Origin of the sequence: Coleofasciculus sp. FACHB-1120 (assembly GCF_014698845.1) — a bacterium.
Classification (GTDB): domain Bacteria; phylum Cyanobacteriota; class Cyanobacteriia; order Cyanobacteriales; family FACHB-T130; genus FACHB-T130.
The window spans coordinates 79,983-97,402 of sequence record NZ_JACJTV010000004.1; the positions used below are offsets into that span (position 1 = coordinate 79,983).

The window sequence follows — 17,420 nt, forward strand, 5'->3', positions numbered from 1 at the left end:
CGTTCAGGTGAATCAATGAGGGGAATTTTCCTCACCTTGCCAGGGTTTATCTTAAGAAGTCATTCAAAATTTCATAATTAGTCCCATCCAAAATCTTAGGATGTAAAACCATGCTCAAAACACTCCCTCTGCCGCCGCATCGTTTTCATTGGTTTTGTGCCACTGCCTTAGCACCCCTGACGCTGGGCATTACAGTACTAACCGGGGCAATTTCCCCAGCCAAGGCACAATTAATCATTCAGCAAGGCGTGCCTACTTATGGATTTCCCCAACATGGAGTTCCTCAGCAGTCATCAGGTAGCTTTGTCTATGGCAGTCCGATTCCCAGTCCGATTCCGATAAACCCAACGACGGGGATGAGCGATCGCGGATCGAGTAATTACTATCGAGTCAATCCCAACTCCTATCCGAGTTATCCCGACTATTCCCAGGGTTATCCTGACGGCTATTACCAAGGTTATCCTGACAGCTATTACCGGGGTTATCCCAACTCCTATCCAAGTTATCCCAGCTACCCGGTGGGATCGAACAGGAGAGTCAACAATTCGACACTAATCAACCCCACCCTGATCAATCCCCAGATTCGGGATTCCATCCTGATTAATCCAGTGATTGTGAGACCGAGAGGGAATCGCAGACACTTCAACCGACCCAGGCAGATTATTATTCGCTAACGGCGCGACCCTACGTCATATTCGGAGGCGATAATCATCGAGCCGATACCAGCGTCGGTGAAAATCTCTAATAGCAGTGCATGGGGAATGCGACCGTCAATAATATGAGTAGCCTGAACGCCTTGGGCAAGCGATCGCACGCAACATTTCACCTTGGGAATCATCCCACCGCCCACGACACCCTTTTCAATCAAACGCCTCGCTTCTGCGATATCAACCTTGGCAATCAGAGTGGAGGGATCTTTGTAATCCTGCAAGATCCCTGCTGTATCCGTCAGCAAAATCAACTTTTCTGCCCCCAACGCCGCCGCCAGTTCCCCAGCTACGGTATCCGCATTGATGTTATAGGCTTGTCCACTGTCATCAGTTGCCACGCTAGACACTACAGGGATATATCCGCTATTGACCAGCGACTGCAAAAGCTTGATATCGATACTGTTGACTTCTCCCACAAAACCAATGCCCTCTGCCCCTTCTGGGCGGGCTTTGATTAAATTGCCGTCCGTACCGGAAAGCCCAACGGCGGAACCGCCTGCACGGTTAATTAAGGAGACAATTTCTTTATTGACCCGACCCACTAAAACCATTTCCACCACTTCCATCGTGGCGGCATCGGTCACGCGCAAGCCGTTTTTAAATTGGGGTTCGATTCCCAGTTTAGCCAGCCAAGAGTTAATTTCTGGGCCACCACCATGTACCACGATGGGACGCAAGCCTACGCAGGATAAGAATACAATGTCGCGCATTACCTTATCTTTGAGCGAAGCGTCTTTCATCGCCGCGCCGCCGTATTTGACGACAACGGTGCGACCGGCAAATTGCTGGATGTAGGGAAGTGCTTCGCTTAGCACTCGAACACGAGTCGCTTCAGCTTTCTTGAGGTATTCGCTATCGTTAAGCATTACTTAGCAGGATGATGCCAGTTATCGTTTTCTAGAAGTTTAGTGCATACTGGCGTCTGCGGCACGATGGGAGGCGGCTGTTTCCAGATTTACTGACTGTTATTCTCTTGCTTTGGCTTGAGAACTGAGGGAATGGCTTCGATGACTTGCGTAGCAATTTGTTCGGGAGTTTGCCCCTCGCCAATGGTGATGTGCAGATCGGCTTGGGCATAGAGTGGTTTCCGTTGCTCAAAACGCTTTGGCAATTCGCTCGCTATGTCAGCATTTTTTAACAGAGGTCGGGTGGTATCGTGTTGCAAACGGGCGACTAAAAGTTCCACAGGCACATCCAGCCATACAACTAGACCGTGTTGAAGATAGCTCCAATTTTCTCGCTTCAGGATAATACCGCCGCCAGTTGCGATCGCTAACTTCGTATAAGCCGATAATTCCGACAGCACTTGGCTTTCCAATGTCCGAAAGCTTTCTTCGCCGTCACTGGCAAAAATCTCATTAATCGATTTTTTGGCAACTTGCTCAACTACAGCGTCAGTATCGAAAAAGCGATAATCCAAATGCTTCGCCAATAAGCGACCCACGCTAGTCTTCCCAGCACCCATCATGCCAATCAGATAGACATTAATGCCCTTCAGTCGGTCGCGCACGTTCTGATTGCTATTTTCCATATTTACAATTGCAGGAGCGATCGCTGTCCTAGTTTAGCCATCAACTGAAAAAATTGACTCTTTACCTATATATCAAATTTCCAGGTAGCTATCTTTTCCAGGTCTTCAAGCGACGATTGCCACTTCTCCACCAATCCCCCGCGCACGCTGCTTCTCACCCAAGGATGCAGATCGTAGCGTGGATTCCCTAGCTCATCTTGTACATCTTCAATCAAATACCATCGTCTCAGATCTGCCAGTGCTGCATCCAACTCTGAATCCAGCAATTCCCCAACTTGAGACAACTCAGCTCTATTAACCGTTGCATCCATCCCACCCATGTAACGCAGTACACTTTGTGCTGCCATATCGATTCGCTGCCATGCTGCCTCCAGACAGAAGCGGTAGAATGTTTCTACTTGTCGGCTGGCAAACTTTAATTCCGACAAAATTGGCTCAAGTGCTTGATCGTGGAATACCCGTCCAGCCAGAAAATGCAATGCTAAGGGTGCGCCGCGAGACAATTGATGCAGTTGATAGAGCTGTTCGTTGCTTGCCTGCTTGAGTATCGAAATGTTGTTGTACTTTGCCTCGTCCTCCAGCAATTTAGAAGACCATCTTGCCTCAAGTCCTGGGATTTCAATTAATCTCACATAGGGAGGTTTGGTGCGGTGTCGGCTAGTAATCAGTACCCGGCTGGGGTTAAGCATTTTGACAAGGTTCGCCAGAATCTCTTCAACTTGTGCAGTTTCGGCATTGTCCAAGACGACGAGTAGTTTTTCCGCTCTCAAACGCTGGTGAACTCGCTCAGGCGAGCAATCCAATTGATGGGCGATTTCATTTAAAAATTTCTTCCACGTCAGCGCCTCATCATGCTTGTCCTGGCTGATGTAACCATCCACCCACTCGCTTTGCCTCGCTGTCACCCACACTACATCCGCGAACAGATTTCTATTGAGCGCTTCTTTGGCAATTTGGCTTGCAGCTTCGGATTTCCCATACCCCGGACTGCCGCTGAGGGAAAAAATAGAGAGTTCAGCGGGATCGTCTAGACGGTTCAATACTTCTTGGATGAAGCTTTCTCGCCCCCACACCATCCGACAGCGAGGGTTGGGGATAAACAAGCCCTGATGGCGTTCTTTGTCTCGCTCTAGTGGCGCGTCGGCTGGGGCGTTGGGGGTTGCATTCTCCTCCCAGCATCCGACAATAGGAGTGGAAGACAAGGTGTCTTGAGTAATGTCTTCCCCGATTGGACAGGACTTGCTGTCCTGAGAATTGTCTGGAGCATTCTTGGAAAACTCGCTCCATTCATCATAGGAACAGTTCAATAACAGATGACATAAGCCATTGGCAATCCGATACTCGCAGGTTTGGCGGCTATCCGAGTTCAAAATCGCTTGTAAAGCTTGGCGAGAGGGTTCGAGCGTATTGAGTTGTTTCCGCCACGCACTCAAAAAGTCTTGCATTAGGGCACGTTTGCCTTCAGGCTTGTACTTTCTGTTGAATTCTTCGTGTAGCTTTTTCTTTAAGCTTGCGGGCAAGAAAACGTTACTGTTATCTCTTCTGAGGTCAAATCCACCAGCCATATAGATACCGATAGACCTTATTTAGTATTTCCGACCAAATTCCGAGTTTTGTGGTAATCAGTTCATGCAAACTGCTGATTTGAGCAACCAACTTAGCTTTAAATTACTTTGAAATTACCTTATAATTGCTTTGTTTCAATTTCAGTAATGTTACGGTTGCCTAATAAGGTTAAATTGTGAAGTACGGGTAATCTCACTTAGGTTCATCAAGATTGGGTGTTCTACCATGAAAAATAACCTCAGCAATATCCGCGAAGTTGTCCAACACGCCTTGAGTACAGGCTACCTAACTGTTGCAGCAGAAGAGCATCTACGGGGACTTTTAACAACTAAGTATGGACTGGAAGACTTCAACGCTTTTATGCAATTGCAGCAAGCTGCGATGCTGGGTCAAGTAAGGCAAGAGTCTCGCGAAATCGCCCTTTCTCAGCGGCTTTCCTGTGGGAGTTTCTAGTTCTCTATCAGATCGCTGCCTACCCCGGACAGGGATGGGCAAAGCCGTGATACTACAGGTTATAGCCAAAAGTAAGCCAAGAGTTGGCAAAAGCCGTCCTTTCCAGCCCCCCTGTTAACCCGGTAAACTCAGACGACGGCTGGTTTCATATCTCCCAGACGGAGCGTTAATTAGCCCCAAGCTTAATAAAAGAGCCACATCTTTGGTTGTCATTTCTTCACAAATCTGCTCAACTAATTTGTCAGCGAGATACGCCCTGACGACAGGCGGTAGGGTGAAATTACTCGAGGTTTTTTCAATAAGCGATCGCCGTCGCAAAGATTCCATTGCTTCTAGCTGCTGCCGCTTCGATACGCCTGGTACCCCCTCGTCTCGCAAGGAACGGATAGGAACTAACTTGTGACGAATTGCCAGCCAGTACATGACTTTTTTTTCTAAATCCGAGAGGCGGTTGAATTGCCGATCTAATAGGTCGCGAATATCCCCGAAAACAACCAGACCTTCTGCTAAAAAGTCGGTAATATTCCCATCAAAGACATCTTGAATCGTTGTTGCTACGATTTTCAAGACTAATGGATTTCCCGCATAGCGGTTGATCAGGACTCTACATTCTTCGGCTGAGCCAACTAAACCTTTGAGTTGCAGTAACTCTTGCCCATCGGATGCTGACATTCCCCTCAGTTCTAGGGAACGAATCGGTAAGTTTTCTCCTTCCAGGGATGCAATTTCTTTCGGTTTCTCCCGACTGGTGAGAACCAGGCAACTGGGATGGCGTTCTTCTCCCAGACGCCGGAACAGTTCCGCATATCCCTCATGTTCGGGACGATAGTAGCCCGCGTATTGGATCGGGGACAAAATTTCCTCAGCTCGATCTAGGATGATCAGACAGCGGTGCGATCGCAGATAAGCCATCAGCAGGGAAATTCCCTCATCTGCGGTTGCGTCACCAATGATTTCCTGCCCTTGAGACAGAAATTGGAGCAAGCTTGCAACCAAATCTTGAACTGATGGAGCATGACGTAGCGATCGCCAAATGACAAACTCAAAATCTTGCTGAATCTGTTCTGCTAGTTTCACAGCGAGAGCGGTTTTCCCGATTCCCCCCATCCCCAACAATGCCACTAAGCGGCAGCTGTCGTGGACAATCCACTGCTCTAAGGTTGCCAATTCTTCTTCGCAGCCGTAGAAAGCGGCTACATCAATCACTTCTTCCCAGTCTTGGTTCTCGATTGCCGTCCCGATCGCAGATGTCTCAGCTTGACTCTGTTCGGGTAAGTTAGCGGAATCTGTTTTATATCCAGCTTTTGAGAGCAAATTGGTGACGCGGCTCCAGTTCTTTATTTTGATTACGTCACCCGTCTGGCGAATCAGGAGTTCTTGAATGTATTTGTACAGCCCATTCGATAAATAAACTCTAACAGCACTGCTAGTGCGACTTTTGTAGACAGTATCTGCTATTTCTGCTGGACTGTACCCACACAGCAATCCTCTTAAGAATTTCTTCTCAACAGGGGTCAGACCCCTTCCCTTGGCAGAAGCTAAATCTATGTATAGCTTTTCTAAATGCCAATTATTTGCCGCTTCTGTAAACTCGTCATCCTGCCGCTCAACAGTTGATGCCATTCCTTCGCATTGCTACCCCGATATAAAGGCTGTCAACGGCTGATTCTAACGGATTAATTATGAAATCCTAACGAAGTTAGAGTGAAGTTCTAACGAATTTAATAACGCTTGTTAGGTGAAGTTTTCTTAATATTTTGGCTATCCTTGAATTCTAGGAGAACTTCATCTAACTTTCATCTAAATTTCATTATATTTTTATAGTTTTTTTAGAGGATAAAGGAGGTGAAGCAATGATTTTACTAGGGTTTGACGGCATCTGCCTAGTGTGCGGCTTAATTATATTGCCTTGCCCGCAGAGCAGGCATCCGTAAATTGACTGACGTAATTTCCGCATTTTAAAACCCTATGGTTTCTCCTGCTGTTGATTGAGTTGATGAAAAATATATGATGCTAATCCGCGAACTTGTTGAACAAGCACTGAATATCGGATATTTGACAGTTGAAGCTGAAGAGCAACTGCGACAGTTATTAAGAAAGAAGTATGACCACGAGGATTTTAATGCCTTCATGACCTTGCAGAAAGCCGCAATGGCAGGTCGTGTTAAGCAGCAATCGCGCGAACTGATGCGGTTATAAGCTGGGGTTATAAGCAGTATGGGGTTAATTTTTAGGCGTCAAGGACTTGAGCATTCAGGAATCAACACAATTAAGAGTGCAAATGCTTCCCCGGAGTGGGGTTGAGGAAAATCCTAGTAAAAAAGTTACGCTGTAGGCTTGTCACTCTTTCCAATCATTGTCAAACTCGTCTTCGTCTTCAAATCCCCAGTCTTCCTCATCCTGATTGGTTTTCCGTACAGGTTGAGGTTCCTGATAGGGGGGTGTAATCACCCGGTAATTGGCATCATAAACAGCTTCAGTTTTTCCTACCCCAGAATTGCGCGGTTCCCGATAGCTGTAAGAATAGACGGAACCCGATCGAGAGGCGCTTTTCGGTTCTTGCTGACGCTCGTAGGTTGTACGCTCTCTTTCTTCTACAAATTCTTTTGCAAATGGTTGGGGACTGGGAGTGCGATCGCGGGGTTCCTCCGATTCATCCCAGTCATCATCATCTGCAACCTCGTCTTCCCAGTCATCTCCATCCGTATCGGGATTGCTTTCTTGCGGCGGCGGGGGAGGCGTGTAACTGGTTTGTTGAGTGCTAGAGGTAGATTGGGCAGTTTCACGCCGTGGCTGGCTAGGACGAGGAGTTTCTGCGGCTTCTAGTGTGCGGATGCGTGTTTGCAAGGGACGCCTTTGTAGATAGCTCAACAATTGTAAGAAACTGCCAGTCAGGGCACCCAGTGCGATCGCTGCCAAAATCCAAACCCCTACAGGTAGTGCTTGCGTCTTCGCACCCAAAAATACCAGCGCTAGCACCGGCGACAAATTTTGTAAAGCAAGTAGTGCTAAGGAGCCTAGCACCAACATCAGCAGTAAAATCCGAATCGCAGGCATAATCTATTAAAAATTAAAAATTAAAGCTTAAAAATGCCAGAATTTCTTCTTGTATTTTCAATTTTACATTTTTAATTTTTCATTTTCCTTCCCATCGGTTAATTGGGATACAGTCAATATCCAGCTGATCTAAGGCACGCGCCACCACAAAGTCTACTAAGTCTTCAATTTTTTGGGGATTGTGATACCAAGCAGGAATTGCTGGGACAATTCTGGCACCCGCTTCTGCCAAAGCGGTCAGGTTACGCAGGTGAATCAAGCTAAAGGGTGTCTCGCGGGGCACGAGAATCAGTTTCCGTCCTTCCTTGAGTTGGACATCTGCTGCTCGCTCCAAAAGGTCAGAGCTTAAGCCAGCTGCTAGCTTCGCCACGGTACTCATACTACACGGCATAATCACCATCCCTAGGGTGCGGAAGGAACCACTGGCAATATTGGCTCCGACATCGCCCCAAGGGTGGCAATTAAGTTTCCCCTTTGATTCGACTCCAGATTCGACTCCAGCTTGCTGTCGCCAAAATAGTTCCTGTGCCACTGGTTCTACAGGCATCCGGATATTTTGCTCTGCCTGCCAAACCATATAAGTAGATTTGGAAGCAACGAGTTCGACGCTGTACTCAGCTTGGAGCAGAAATTTTAAGGCACGCACGGCATAAATTAAGCCGGAAGCACCTGTGATGCCGAGGATAAGGGGTTTGGTCATTGGTAATGGGTAATGGGTAATTGGCTAAACAGCTAATGGCTCATGGTTCTTGAACACACCATGAACCATTAACGATTAGCTAGTCATCCAATTCAGGATCGACAGAAGGATCTGCTTCTATATCCTCATTGCTGGCTTCGCTACCGCCGCCGACAATGACCAAGTCAATTTGCTGACGATAGTAATCAACGCTCTTAACTTGGACTTCCACGCGATCGCCTAGACGATAAGAAACGCGGCTTTTCCGCCCCACCAGGCAAGCATGACGAGAGCGAAACTCGTACCAGTCATCTTTAAGAGAGCTGACGTGTACCAGTCCTTCCACCAGCAAGTCTTCAATTTCCACAAAGAAACCGTAAGACTGGACGCCGGTAATTAAGCCCTGAAAGACTTCTCCCGTACGTTCCTTCATTAGCTCGGCTTTTTTGAGTCCTTCCAGATCCGCTTGTGCATCTGAGGTCAGCTTTTCACGCTCGTTGAGATGCACAACGATACCCTGTAGCTGGCTTTCTAAATCTTCTTGCACGTCTGGTGGCAAGACATTCCAGTTGATATTGCCGTGGGCAGAACTATGACGCAGATTCACGCTTTCTTTGGCGCGAGTGGTTCGGCGATCGCGTCCTTTCTCGAACACAGCAAGCAATACCCGCGACATCAGCAAATCTGCGTAGCGTCGCAGCGGTGAGAGACAGTGGGTGTAGGGGCTTTCGTCCTCGCCGATTCCCAAAGCCAAACCAAAGTGAGAGCCGGGAGCTGTACTGTACCCACAGGGTCTCAGGGTGGACTGCAACAGATACATCAAGACTCGCTCTGACTGGGATTGAGCGAACATTTGAGTAAAACGTTGATAATCCCGTGATGTCACCGCTTCTTCCTGCTCTAGGCGCAGTTCCATGCCCAGATTACTCGCCAACTTCATCAATTCCTGCACATCCTCCGGGTCTGGAGAAGGCTGAATGCGATACGTTGCAGGCAGAAAGAGTGCTTGCAAATGGGTAGCGATCGCTTGATTTGCCAGGAGCATCAACTCTACGACGAGAGAACGCACTCCTCCCGAATATACAATTGCTCCTAGGATGCCTTCATCGTTGTAGTGCAATTGAGTACCGGGCAGATTCAGTTCAAATCCTCCCCTCCCTAGGCGCTGTGCTTTCACCGCTGGACTCAGCTCGTAAAACAACTGACTGAGCATTTCAAACACTGGCGGTTCGGCATCTTGATGACGCTCTAAAATTGCCGTTGCTTCGTCGTAACTCAGTTGGCGATCTACTTGAATCACCGTGGGTTGAATCTCATACTCCACCATTTGTCCGGTGGCGGAATCGAGAGTTAACAGTACCGAAATCGCTAAGCGAGCTTCGCCGGGTACCAAGGAGCAGCGACTTGCAACGGCATCCGGTAGCATCGGTAGCACCATGTCTCCCAGATAGACGGTGTTTCCGCGCTTTCGAGCTTCCCGATCCAGCGCCTCTGAAGGCTCGATGTAGTGGGCAACATCGGTGATGTGAACGCCCAACTGCCACAGTCCAGCCTCTGTTTTGTTAAGAGTCAGAGCGTTTTCTGTGACGTGCTGAGCGGTTTCGTTCTCACTTCTCGCTCCTGAAGGCTCAGGAATAAAGGCAAGCGTTAACAAATTCCGCAAATCCTGCCGCTGCTTGAAATCTTTTTGACTCGGCTGTTTGGGCAATTCCTCTGCGGCTCTCAGAACCTCAGCCGGAAAGTTGCGGGGTAAGTCGTGCTTGCAACAGACAATATCGGTGTCTGCAGCTGCTTCTGCATTGCTGCCGAGAATACGAGCGACTTTGCCAATCGGTGGCTGCGATGCCAGGGGATAGCGCAAAACTTCGACGTGAACCAGGTAATCGACGGCTTCCGCCAAGTTTTGACCGTTCGGATGCAGATTCAGTTCAAATAGCAGCCGATCGTCTAGGGGAACGGCTCTAAAGCCGGTTTCGACTTGCTTGACTCGTGCCAAGACCGAGGGATTGGCTCGTTCTAGAATCAGCCGCACTTCCCCTTCGGGAGAGCGTTTGCGGTTTCCTTCTTTGGTGACTTTGACCAGAACGCGATCGCCATTCCAAGCGGTACTCAGATGGCTCTCTCGGACGTATATATCCTCCGCTCCTTCTACCTCCTGAATGGCAAAGCAAAACCCTTTACTCGAACAGCGCAGTTTGGCTTCGACGACATCTTCTTCTTGGACACGCCGATACTTACCGCGATCTTTGACCAAAATGCCAATTTTTTCTAGGGCATCCAAGGCAATTTGTAGTTTAGCTAAGCTCTCTTCATCCTGGCAACGCAGTTTTTTTTCCAGAACCTTAGGAGCGACTAATTTGTCATCTGTGAAATTAGAAAGTAGTGTAGCGATTGAAAATTCCATGCAGCTATGAGTTTGCCTCCACCATAAAAACAATTCTGTTTGTCTAAATTTGTCAGTTGATAAAGACGAGATAACCTTGTCTCTACGACAGTTGCTTCTTTCTTGCTACTGACTGCTGACCACTGACTGCTAACCACTGACTGCTGACTATTGACGCCTGAAAGCGATTTTTCTCCTTGTTATCCTGACGCCATGCCCGGAAAGCATGAGTATTTTTACCCTGATGTGGCAGCGCCAAATTCGCCGCGTTTTTAAGAGCTGCCCCGCTGCTACGTTGGTGGCGCGTTTCTCACCCTACAGTAAGGAAAACATTGTCATCGTCACCGAACGCAATGCTCTAGCCTTCTTAGCGCTACACGAGGAGATGCATATCGCGATATACGCTATGCGAGGAGTCGCAGATAATCGCGGCATACACTACGCGAGCAGAAGATTTTGGACTATCGATTTTAGACTTTGTAAACAGGCAAAATTTTGACTCTTTACAGATTTTGGACAACAGACGGTTGCGTTTGGTAGTCTCTAGCCCACGGTTGTTCGTCTTTAATCTACAGTCCACAGTTGAGCGTCAAGGGAACATCGTCAGGCAACCAATCTCTCCTTCACCCCGCCTTTGCTAGTATCAAGCAAATGTCCTGAACTAGAACTCCGGATGCAACCAGCGACTGGCAGCAACCAGTGCTTTCTCTGTTCAGGTGCTTGACGACAAAAGCGACGACAAGCAATTTGTCTGACTGCCTTTTCTCAAGCTAACCACTGTGAAACGGACTCGGTCACTTGCGAGCGTAGCGGGCAGTAGCGAATGGTTTTATACCATACCGATGAACAGTCTCTAATTATTTTAGTTTCTTGCGGTACCTTCTCTAAAATCGTTTTTCAGGGGGCGTACTATACTTAACGTTGATGGGAGCCAAAAAATCCCACTAGGTTTAGGGGGTGGGAGTATTATGTTTTCTGAATTCCGAGTTCGTTATCCCTTAGGTAGCCTGACCACCGAGTTACTAACCATTCATGAAGGAAAGTACGTGGTCAAGGCAGCGGTTCAAGTCGAAGGGGTGATCCTGGCGACAGGTTTGGCAGCAGCTGGTGAGATTGAGCTGGCAGAAGACAAGGCAACAGCCAGAGCGTTGAACTGTTTGGGAATTCCGGCTGGAAGTTCTACCCAAAACAACACTCCGGTTACGCAGTCTGATGCTCAGAATACACAGACTTTTACGGTTGAGGTGCCAGTGGGGGCGATCGCGAACCCCAAACGCGAAAGTGTCATTTCGTCAGAAAGCCCCTCGCAGCCAAGCCCAAATCGGATGTTTTCCGATCCAGTCAGCTTCAATGACATGGCTGGAATGTCCTTTTCAGATCGGGGGCAAAAAGAAGCCGCTTCACCACCTCCCGTCGTACTATCGAATCAGGATGTCCCATTTGCGGAAGAGTATTCCCCTGCCCATACTGAGCTTTATGGGGATGATGCTGCAAGCGAGGCACCCGAAGAAATATCGGGAGGTTTGTTTGGCAGTCAGCATAATCAGTCAATGACCACATCGTCTGGTTATCACGCTAGCGAAGAAGTCATGCAACCCAGCCCGATAGATATGACTATCGGTAGCACGAGTTCTGCTGCTGAGGAGATGGACTTGTCGGAAGCGATGGCTAGAACGACAGTAGAAATTAAGCGCTTGCGCTGGACTGCTGAGCAAGGAAAAGATTATCTGAAGCGAACTTACGGTAAGCGAGGTCGTTCGGAGCTGAATCAGGAACAATTGCTGGATTTCCTACGTTATCTCGAATCTCTACCAACACCGGAAAAGTAACTGAGCAACTTTAGTCAATAGTCAATAAAAAATGGGGCATCCCCCATTTTTTATTTATGGGGTATGTAACTTTCTGTATTTCTCTCCCAATTGATCGGAGGGTTAACAAAAAGTTGCACATCCCGTTAATTTTTAATTCTCTATACAGCGGTGACGGGGGTGAGGCTTGCGGAGGGAGTCCGTTTAATCACCTGATCGATCAAGCCGTAGTCTTTGGCTTCCTCTGACGACATGAAGAAATCGCGCTCGGTATCGTCCTGAATCCGCTCAATGGGCTGACCTGTATGTTTAGCCAGGTATTCATTCAGCTGTTTTTTGTGGTACAGGATTTCCTTCGCTTGGATCTCAATATCGGTGGCTTGACCTTGAGCGCCGCCGAGAGGCTGGTGGATCATGATCCGGGAATGGGGCAGACTCATCCGCTTGCCTTTGGCACCCGCGCTGAGTAGGAAAGCGCCCATACTAGCGGCTAATCCGACACAGATGGTGCAGACATCCGGGCGGATTTGATTCATGGTGTCAAAAATGCCCATCCCTGCGGTGACAGACCCACCAGGAGAGTTTACATACAGGTAAATGTCTTTCTCCGGGTCTTCGGCGTCTAAAAACAGCAGCTGAGCCACGATTAAGTTGGCAAGGTCGGAATCAACTTGTTGTCCCAGGAAGATGATGCGCTCCCGCAGGAGCCGGGAGTAGATATCAAAGGCACGTTCGCCACGACCTGATTGTTCGATAACGGTAGGAATCATGGGGTCTGCTTTTTCGGGTGATTTTTCTTAATTTTAGCGATTGTAGGAGAAAGTACCGGGTGCTGGAAATACTACCGATACGACCCTAGCGGAAAGGTTGGCTTGCAGGGGGCTAGTTGGGCTTGTTGGCTGGAATGTAGAACCTCTGGGAAAATCCGTCTGTAGCACTGAAATGGTAGGCGTATTTTATCGTTGTGACCTCGGGAGTTCGGTTTTGCAACAGCGGCACGCATCTTGCTGGTTGTCCTTGTCAGGAAACAATCGCCCAACTGGGTGAATCAATGGGACGAAGTGCGATCGCTCGATCAAATCGTACTGTTAAAACTATCCTGGGATGGAGGGAGCCGAGTCATGCCCATACCTAAAAGATTTCTGCAAGCCGCCACGATCACCTTTTTGCTCAATGTAATCGCCGCACTGAGTGTACCGACAGCAATTCAGACGCCACAATCGCTCCCAATTGCTAAATCCAACACCAATAGCGAGTTGGCTGAATCGACTTCTGCACAACTGCATCCTTATTAACAAAGGAGTTGCCCGCGATGACCGTACAATTTAAAGATTTAGAAGCGATCGCTCAACAGAAGATTGACTTAACGCCAGATGCCGCACTGGCTGCACAGGCACGGCAATATCAGGGTGTACCTTCAGAAGAAATCTACGATTTACTCGAAAGTGTTGCAGAACCTTTTACTGTGTTGGCTGACTCTCTCCCTATAGCACTGCAACAAAGCGCCAGACAAGAAATTGAGTTTTTTGTCTGTTTATACCAACAGCACGCGATCACTCCTAGCGCCCCAGTTGATCGCTTGGACAGGAGCGGCGTCTATAATCTACACAAGCTATAGCAGTTGGGGGGCTTTTTTCTTTCTCTTTCCTCTGCTTCCTGCGAAGCAGGCAATGTTATTGAACTCTAAACAGATGAAGAACACCAATGAACTAAAAAATAGATTTTTTCATCAAGGAGAATAAAATCTCTAGACATCAATATCATATTTTGTGCCAAAGGAAGTTGAGTCAAACATGAAAAAAAGTATTTTTTTATTCTCGTTATTAGCATTCGGTTCTTTTGCAGTAGTTTATTATTACTGGAAACAGGCGACCCAACTTCCTGAGTGGTATATTAGCAAAGAAAAAACGACAACTGCTCAAGCTGCTCAAATTGACTTTCGTAATGAAGCTGAAGTTAAAACAGTTAAGGCGAGGTTGCAAAGAAATGTTGACGCCAAAATAGAAAATAGTATTGAGGCTCGGCAAGGCTTGCAATCAGAATTAAGCAGGCGGGATGGTGGAGGTGATGAGAAAGCTGAGACTAATAGAATTTCCAATAATAATCCTCAAGCCGAATTAGGTAATCAAAATATAGAAATCGATTTGAGCGAAAAGGAAGTAAACGATTTAGTAATTTCAACAATTGCTAAAGATGAAAATAGTAGTAAATTCCTGGCGTCTACCAAGGCTCTCAATACAACTATCAAGAATGGTCAGTTAGAAAGCGGAGTTGTCTTTAATGTCTCAGAGGTTCCCAAAGAAGAACTGAATCAACAAGAGAAACAATTGTTAGAAAAGGTAGTAAAAACCTTCCCCTTCTTAGAAGAAAAGGAAGTTTACATTGGTGTAGAAGGTAAGCCAAAGGTAGAAGACGGTCAATTAAAACTTGACGGGCAAACAAAAATAAAAGTGGGGAATTTGAGTTTTACGACCGCAGAACTTTCCCAGCGGCTGGGCATTCCTCAAGAGAAGATTGAACAAAGATTAAAACTGGAACTGGAACTGGGACGCTTAAAAATAAACGATATCGAAATTAAGGAAAATAACGCTTCAATCAAAGGGTCGGTGAACTGATGCACTCGCCCGGTCACGATTGAGCAGAATCTAGCGTGGGGTGGAGCGATCGCTAGATTCATCACGTTAAACTGCTAGGGGTGAAAACGTACTCATATCGAGTTCTGCTATTAGCCCCATGACCAATCGCCTCAATCAAGCTGAAAGCCTGTACCTCCGCAAACACGCTGAAAATCCCATCGACTGGTGGCCTTGGTGTGAAGAAGCCCTAGAAACCGCTAAGCGGGACAATAAGCCAATTTTCCTATCAATTGGCTATTCTAGCTGCCACTGGTGCACGGTGATGGAAGGAGAAGCATTTTCCGACCAGGCGATCGCAGAGTACATGAATGCCAACTTTATCCCGATCAAGGTAGACCGGGAAGAACGACCTGACATTGATAGTATTTATATGCAGGCGTTACAGATGATGGTGGGTCAAGGCGGTTGGCCCTTGAATGTCTTTCTCTCTCCTGAGGATCGGGTGCCATTTTATGGCGGCACATATTTTCCGGTAGAACCGCGCTATGGGCGTCCCGGATTTTTACAAGTGCTGCAAGCGATTCGTGGTTACTACGATACAGACAAGGCGAAGTTGCACGCTGTCAAAGAAGAACTTCTCGGTCATCTCCAGCAAGCAGCCATTCTCCAAACCAGCATCGGGACGGATATAAAACCGGCGCTGACAAACAAGGATTTGCTACAGCAGGGATTAGAAACGAATACCGGAATCGTGAGTTCTAGCGAACATGGCGCTAGTTTCCCGATGATGCCTTATGCTGAGTTGGCGCTGCGAGCAATTCGATTTAATTTTGCCAAATACGATGCCAAGCAGGCTTGTACCCAGCGCGGTTTAGATTTGGCACTGGGCGGGATTTACGACCATGTGGGCGGCGGCTTTCACCGCTATACGGTCGATCCCACTTGGACGGTGCCGCATTTTGAAAAAATGCTCTATGACAATGGACAGATTGTCGAATATCTGGCTGATTTGTGGAGTGCGGGGATACAAGAACCAACATTTGAAAGAGCGATCGCAGGCACATTTCAATGGCTAAAGCGGGAAATGACGGCACCTCAGGGTTATTTCTATGCTGCCCAAGATGCGGATAATTTTACCCATCCAGAGGAAGCAGAACCAGAGGAAGGGGCATTTTATGTCTGGACATACCCTGAAGTTGTCGAATTGCTGACTCCAGAGGAGTTAGAGGAAATTCAACTGCAATTTACCGTAACCCCAGGAGGCAACTTTGAAGGCCTCAACGTCTTGCAGCGCCGCCATCCGGGTATTTTGAGCGAAACAGTAGAAAGGGCACTCGGAAAGCTATTTGAAGCCCGTTACGGTACGTCTCCCGTTGCCCTAGAAACCTTTCCTCCCGCCCGCAATAACCACGAGGCAAAAACTGGCAACTGGTCGGGTCGAATTCCGCCAGTGACAGATACTAAAATGATTGTGGCTTGGAATAGCCTGATGATTTCAGGTTTAGCCAGAGCTTACGGAGTATTTGCCAAGGAAGAATATCTGTCTTTAGCTGGAAAAGCAGCTAATTTCATTTTGGATTGTCAGTGGGTGGAGGGGCGCTTCCACCGTCTCAACTACGACGGAAAACCTTCGATACTGGCGCAGTCGGAAGATTACGCTTTGTTTATTAAAGCGCTGCTAGATTTGCACCAAGTAACTCACGCTAGTTTCTGGATGGAGAAAGCGATCGCCCTCCAAGAAGAATTTGACGAATTCCTCTGGAGTGTGGAACTGGGTGGATACTATAACACCGCCAGCGATGCCAGTAGCGATCTGTTAGTGCGAGAACGCAGCTATGTGGATAATGCCACACCATCAGCAAATGGAATCGCGATCGCTAACTTAGTGCGTCTGGCTTTACTCACCGAAAATCTTACCTATCTCGACCGCAGCGAACAAGCTTTGCAAGCCTTCAGCAGTGTGATGCATCAGTCACCTCAAGCTTGTCCCAGTTTGTTTACTGCCCTAGATTGGTATCATCACTGTACGTTGGTTCGCACTACTGTTAACCACCTGACTTCTTTGGTTGGGCAATATCTGCCTACAACGGTATCGATAGCAGAGTCGAATTTGCCATCAGGTGCGGTGGGATTAGTTTGCCAAGGACTAACTTGCCTGGAACCGCCCCAAAGTCGCGACCAAATGTGGGAACAAGTGCAGCGAAGTCAAATTCGCAACTAAAAGTGCCAAGTTAGAAATTAAAGAGGTAAGATTCAGTTCTTCTTTTTTAATTTCACCTTCGGAATTCGCTTTAGCGATTAGCCACAATTTCTCTTAGGGTGGTACTTCACAATTCATTTAGGACTGCGATAGCAATCCTGTTTTAATTGTGAGATGCCAGATGTTCAGACCCCCGACTTCCGCGAGAAGTCGGGGATATTGACTCTACAATTTTTGGGGGCGGCTATATAGACTTTCCTACTTTATTTCTGTTAGAATAAAACCGATAAGGAAGAAATAAGCTTTAATATTTAAATCCGACAGATTTGTATTATCTAAGTATACCTTGTGCAGCTCAAATAAGAAATTCATATTGAATAAAAATTTTGCGCGATCGCTTGTACGCACTTGTCCTCATCTCTAAGTTAAAAAGGCAACTACCTGTTAGATTTGCCGA

Annotated in this window: 16 protein-coding genes and 1 pseudogene; 8 read left to right on the forward strand and 9 right to left on the reverse strand. The window is 47.4% G+C overall.

Annotation, left to right across the window (positions count from 1 at the left end; genetic code table 11):
• Window positions 1-110 precede the first annotated feature (110 nt).
• A complete protein-coding gene (locus tag H6H02_RS05915; protein ID WP_190815577.1) occupies window positions 111-674 on the forward strand; it encodes a hypothetical protein in 564 nt (187 codons plus the stop codon).
• Here H6H02_RS05915 and argB read toward each other — a convergent pair.
• The 3 genes from argB to H6H02_RS05930 all read right to left on the reverse strand — a co-directional run bounded on the left by argB (window position 671) and on the right by H6H02_RS05930 (window position 3,806).
• Window positions 671-1,576 (reverse strand): acetylglutamate kinase, encoded by a 906-nt coding sequence (argB, locus tag H6H02_RS05920; RefSeq protein WP_190815579.1) that lies wholly within the window; start codon window positions 1,574-1,576, stop codon window positions 671-673. The two genes, H6H02_RS05915 and argB, sit on opposite strands and share 4 nt — an antisense overlap.
• Before the next feature lie 89 nt (window positions 1,577-1,665).
• Entirely contained in the window at window positions 1,666-2,241 is a 576-nt protein-coding gene (locus H6H02_RS05925; RefSeq protein WP_199329015.1) for a shikimate kinase, read from the reverse strand.
• Between the two features lie 65 nt (window positions 2,242-2,306).
• Window positions 2,307-3,806, reverse strand: a complete 1,500-nt coding sequence (locus H6H02_RS05930; RefSeq protein ID WP_190815581.1) for an NB-ARC domain-containing protein — start codon at window positions 3,804-3,806, stop codon at window positions 2,307-2,309.
• Between the two features lie 226 nt (window positions 3,807-4,032).
• On the opposite strand from H6H02_RS05930, the gene H6H02_RS05935 reads away from it, so the two are divergent.
• Window positions 4,033-4,260: a hypothetical protein gene (locus H6H02_RS05935; RefSeq protein ID WP_190815583.1), complete on the forward strand. Its 228-nt coding sequence runs from the start codon at window positions 4,033-4,035 to the stop codon at window positions 4,258-4,260.
• 114 nt (window positions 4,261-4,374) lie between these two features.
• Here H6H02_RS05935 and H6H02_RS05940 read toward each other — a convergent pair whose 3' ends face one another.
• Complete coding sequence (locus H6H02_RS05940) at window positions 4,375-5,883, reverse strand: NB-ARC domain-containing protein (protein ID WP_190815585.1); 1,509 nt, start codon at window positions 5,881-5,883, stop codon at window positions 4,375-4,377.
• A gap of 384 nt (window positions 5,884-6,267) precedes the next feature.
• On the opposite strand from H6H02_RS05940, the gene H6H02_RS05945 reads away from it, so the two are divergent.
• Complete coding sequence (locus H6H02_RS05945) at window positions 6,268-6,459, forward strand: hypothetical protein (RefSeq protein ID WP_190815588.1); 192 nt, start codon at window positions 6,268-6,270, stop codon at window positions 6,457-6,459.
• Between the two features lie 141 nt (window positions 6,460-6,600).
• Here the strand turns inward: H6H02_RS05945 and H6H02_RS05950 are convergent, their stop codons facing one another.
• The 4 genes from H6H02_RS05950 to H6H02_RS05965 all read right to left on the reverse strand — a co-directional run bounded on the left by H6H02_RS05950 (window position 6,601) and on the right by H6H02_RS05965 (window position 10,638).
• Complete coding sequence (locus H6H02_RS05950) at window positions 6,601-7,317, reverse strand: LapA family protein (RefSeq protein WP_190815590.1); 717 nt, start codon at window positions 7,315-7,317, stop codon at window positions 6,601-6,603.
• 79 nt (window positions 7,318-7,396) lie between these two features.
• Window positions 7,397-8,017 carry a flavin prenyltransferase UbiX gene (locus H6H02_RS05955; protein WP_190815592.1) on the reverse strand — a complete coding sequence of 207 codons (621 nt, stop codon included), beginning with the start codon at window positions 8,015-8,017 and terminating at the stop codon, window positions 7,397-7,399.
• A 79-nt stretch (window positions 8,018-8,096) separates the two neighbouring features.
• Window positions 8,097-10,400: a ribonuclease R family protein gene (locus H6H02_RS05960; protein WP_190815594.1), complete on the reverse strand. Its 2,304-nt coding sequence runs from the start codon at window positions 10,398-10,400 to the stop codon at window positions 8,097-8,099.
• A gap of 82 nt (window positions 10,401-10,482) precedes the next feature.
• Window positions 10,483-10,638 carry a hypothetical protein gene (locus H6H02_RS05965; protein WP_190815596.1) on the reverse strand — a complete coding sequence of 52 codons (156 nt, stop codon included), beginning with the start codon at window positions 10,636-10,638 and terminating at the stop codon, window positions 10,483-10,485.
• 709 nt (window positions 10,639-11,347) lie between these two features.
• On the opposite strand from H6H02_RS05965, the gene H6H02_RS05970 reads away from it, so the two are divergent.
• Window positions 11,348-12,208, forward strand: a complete 861-nt coding sequence (locus H6H02_RS05970; protein ID WP_190815598.1) for a hypothetical protein — start codon at window positions 11,348-11,350, stop codon at window positions 12,206-12,208.
• A gap of 140 nt (window positions 12,209-12,348) precedes the next feature.
• Here H6H02_RS05970 and clpP read toward each other — a convergent pair.
• A pseudogene (gene clpP, locus H6H02_RS05975) lies at window positions 12,349-12,960 on the reverse strand (ATP-dependent Clp endopeptidase proteolytic subunit ClpP); the annotation flags it as partial.
• A 231-nt stretch (window positions 12,961-13,191) separates the two neighbouring features.
• Here clpP and H6H02_RS05980 point away from each other — a divergent pair.
• The 4 genes from H6H02_RS05980 (at window position 13,192) to H6H02_RS05995 (ending at window position 16,984) form a co-directional block, all read left to right on the forward strand.
• Window positions 13,192-13,482, forward strand: coding sequence for a hypothetical protein (locus H6H02_RS05980; RefSeq protein WP_190815603.1), 291 nt, complete (start codon window positions 13,192-13,194; stop codon window positions 13,480-13,482).
• A gap of 17 nt (window positions 13,483-13,499) precedes the next feature.
• The gene (locus H6H02_RS05985; RefSeq protein ID WP_190815605.1) at window positions 13,500-13,805 is read left to right on the forward strand and encodes a hypothetical protein; all 306 of its coding nucleotides are present in this window, start codon (window positions 13,500-13,502) and stop codon (window positions 13,803-13,805) included.
• A 175-nt stretch (window positions 13,806-13,980) separates the two neighbouring features.
• Complete coding sequence (locus H6H02_RS05990; protein WP_190815607.1) at window positions 13,981-14,802, forward strand: hypothetical protein; 822 nt, start codon at window positions 13,981-13,983, stop codon at window positions 14,800-14,802.
• A gap of 118 nt (window positions 14,803-14,920) precedes the next feature.
• Window positions 14,921-16,984 carry a thioredoxin domain-containing protein gene (locus H6H02_RS05995; protein ID WP_190815609.1) on the forward strand — a complete coding sequence of 688 codons (2,064 nt, stop codon included), beginning with the start codon at window positions 14,921-14,923 and terminating at the stop codon, window positions 16,982-16,984.
• Window positions 16,985-17,420: the final 436 nt, after the last annotated feature.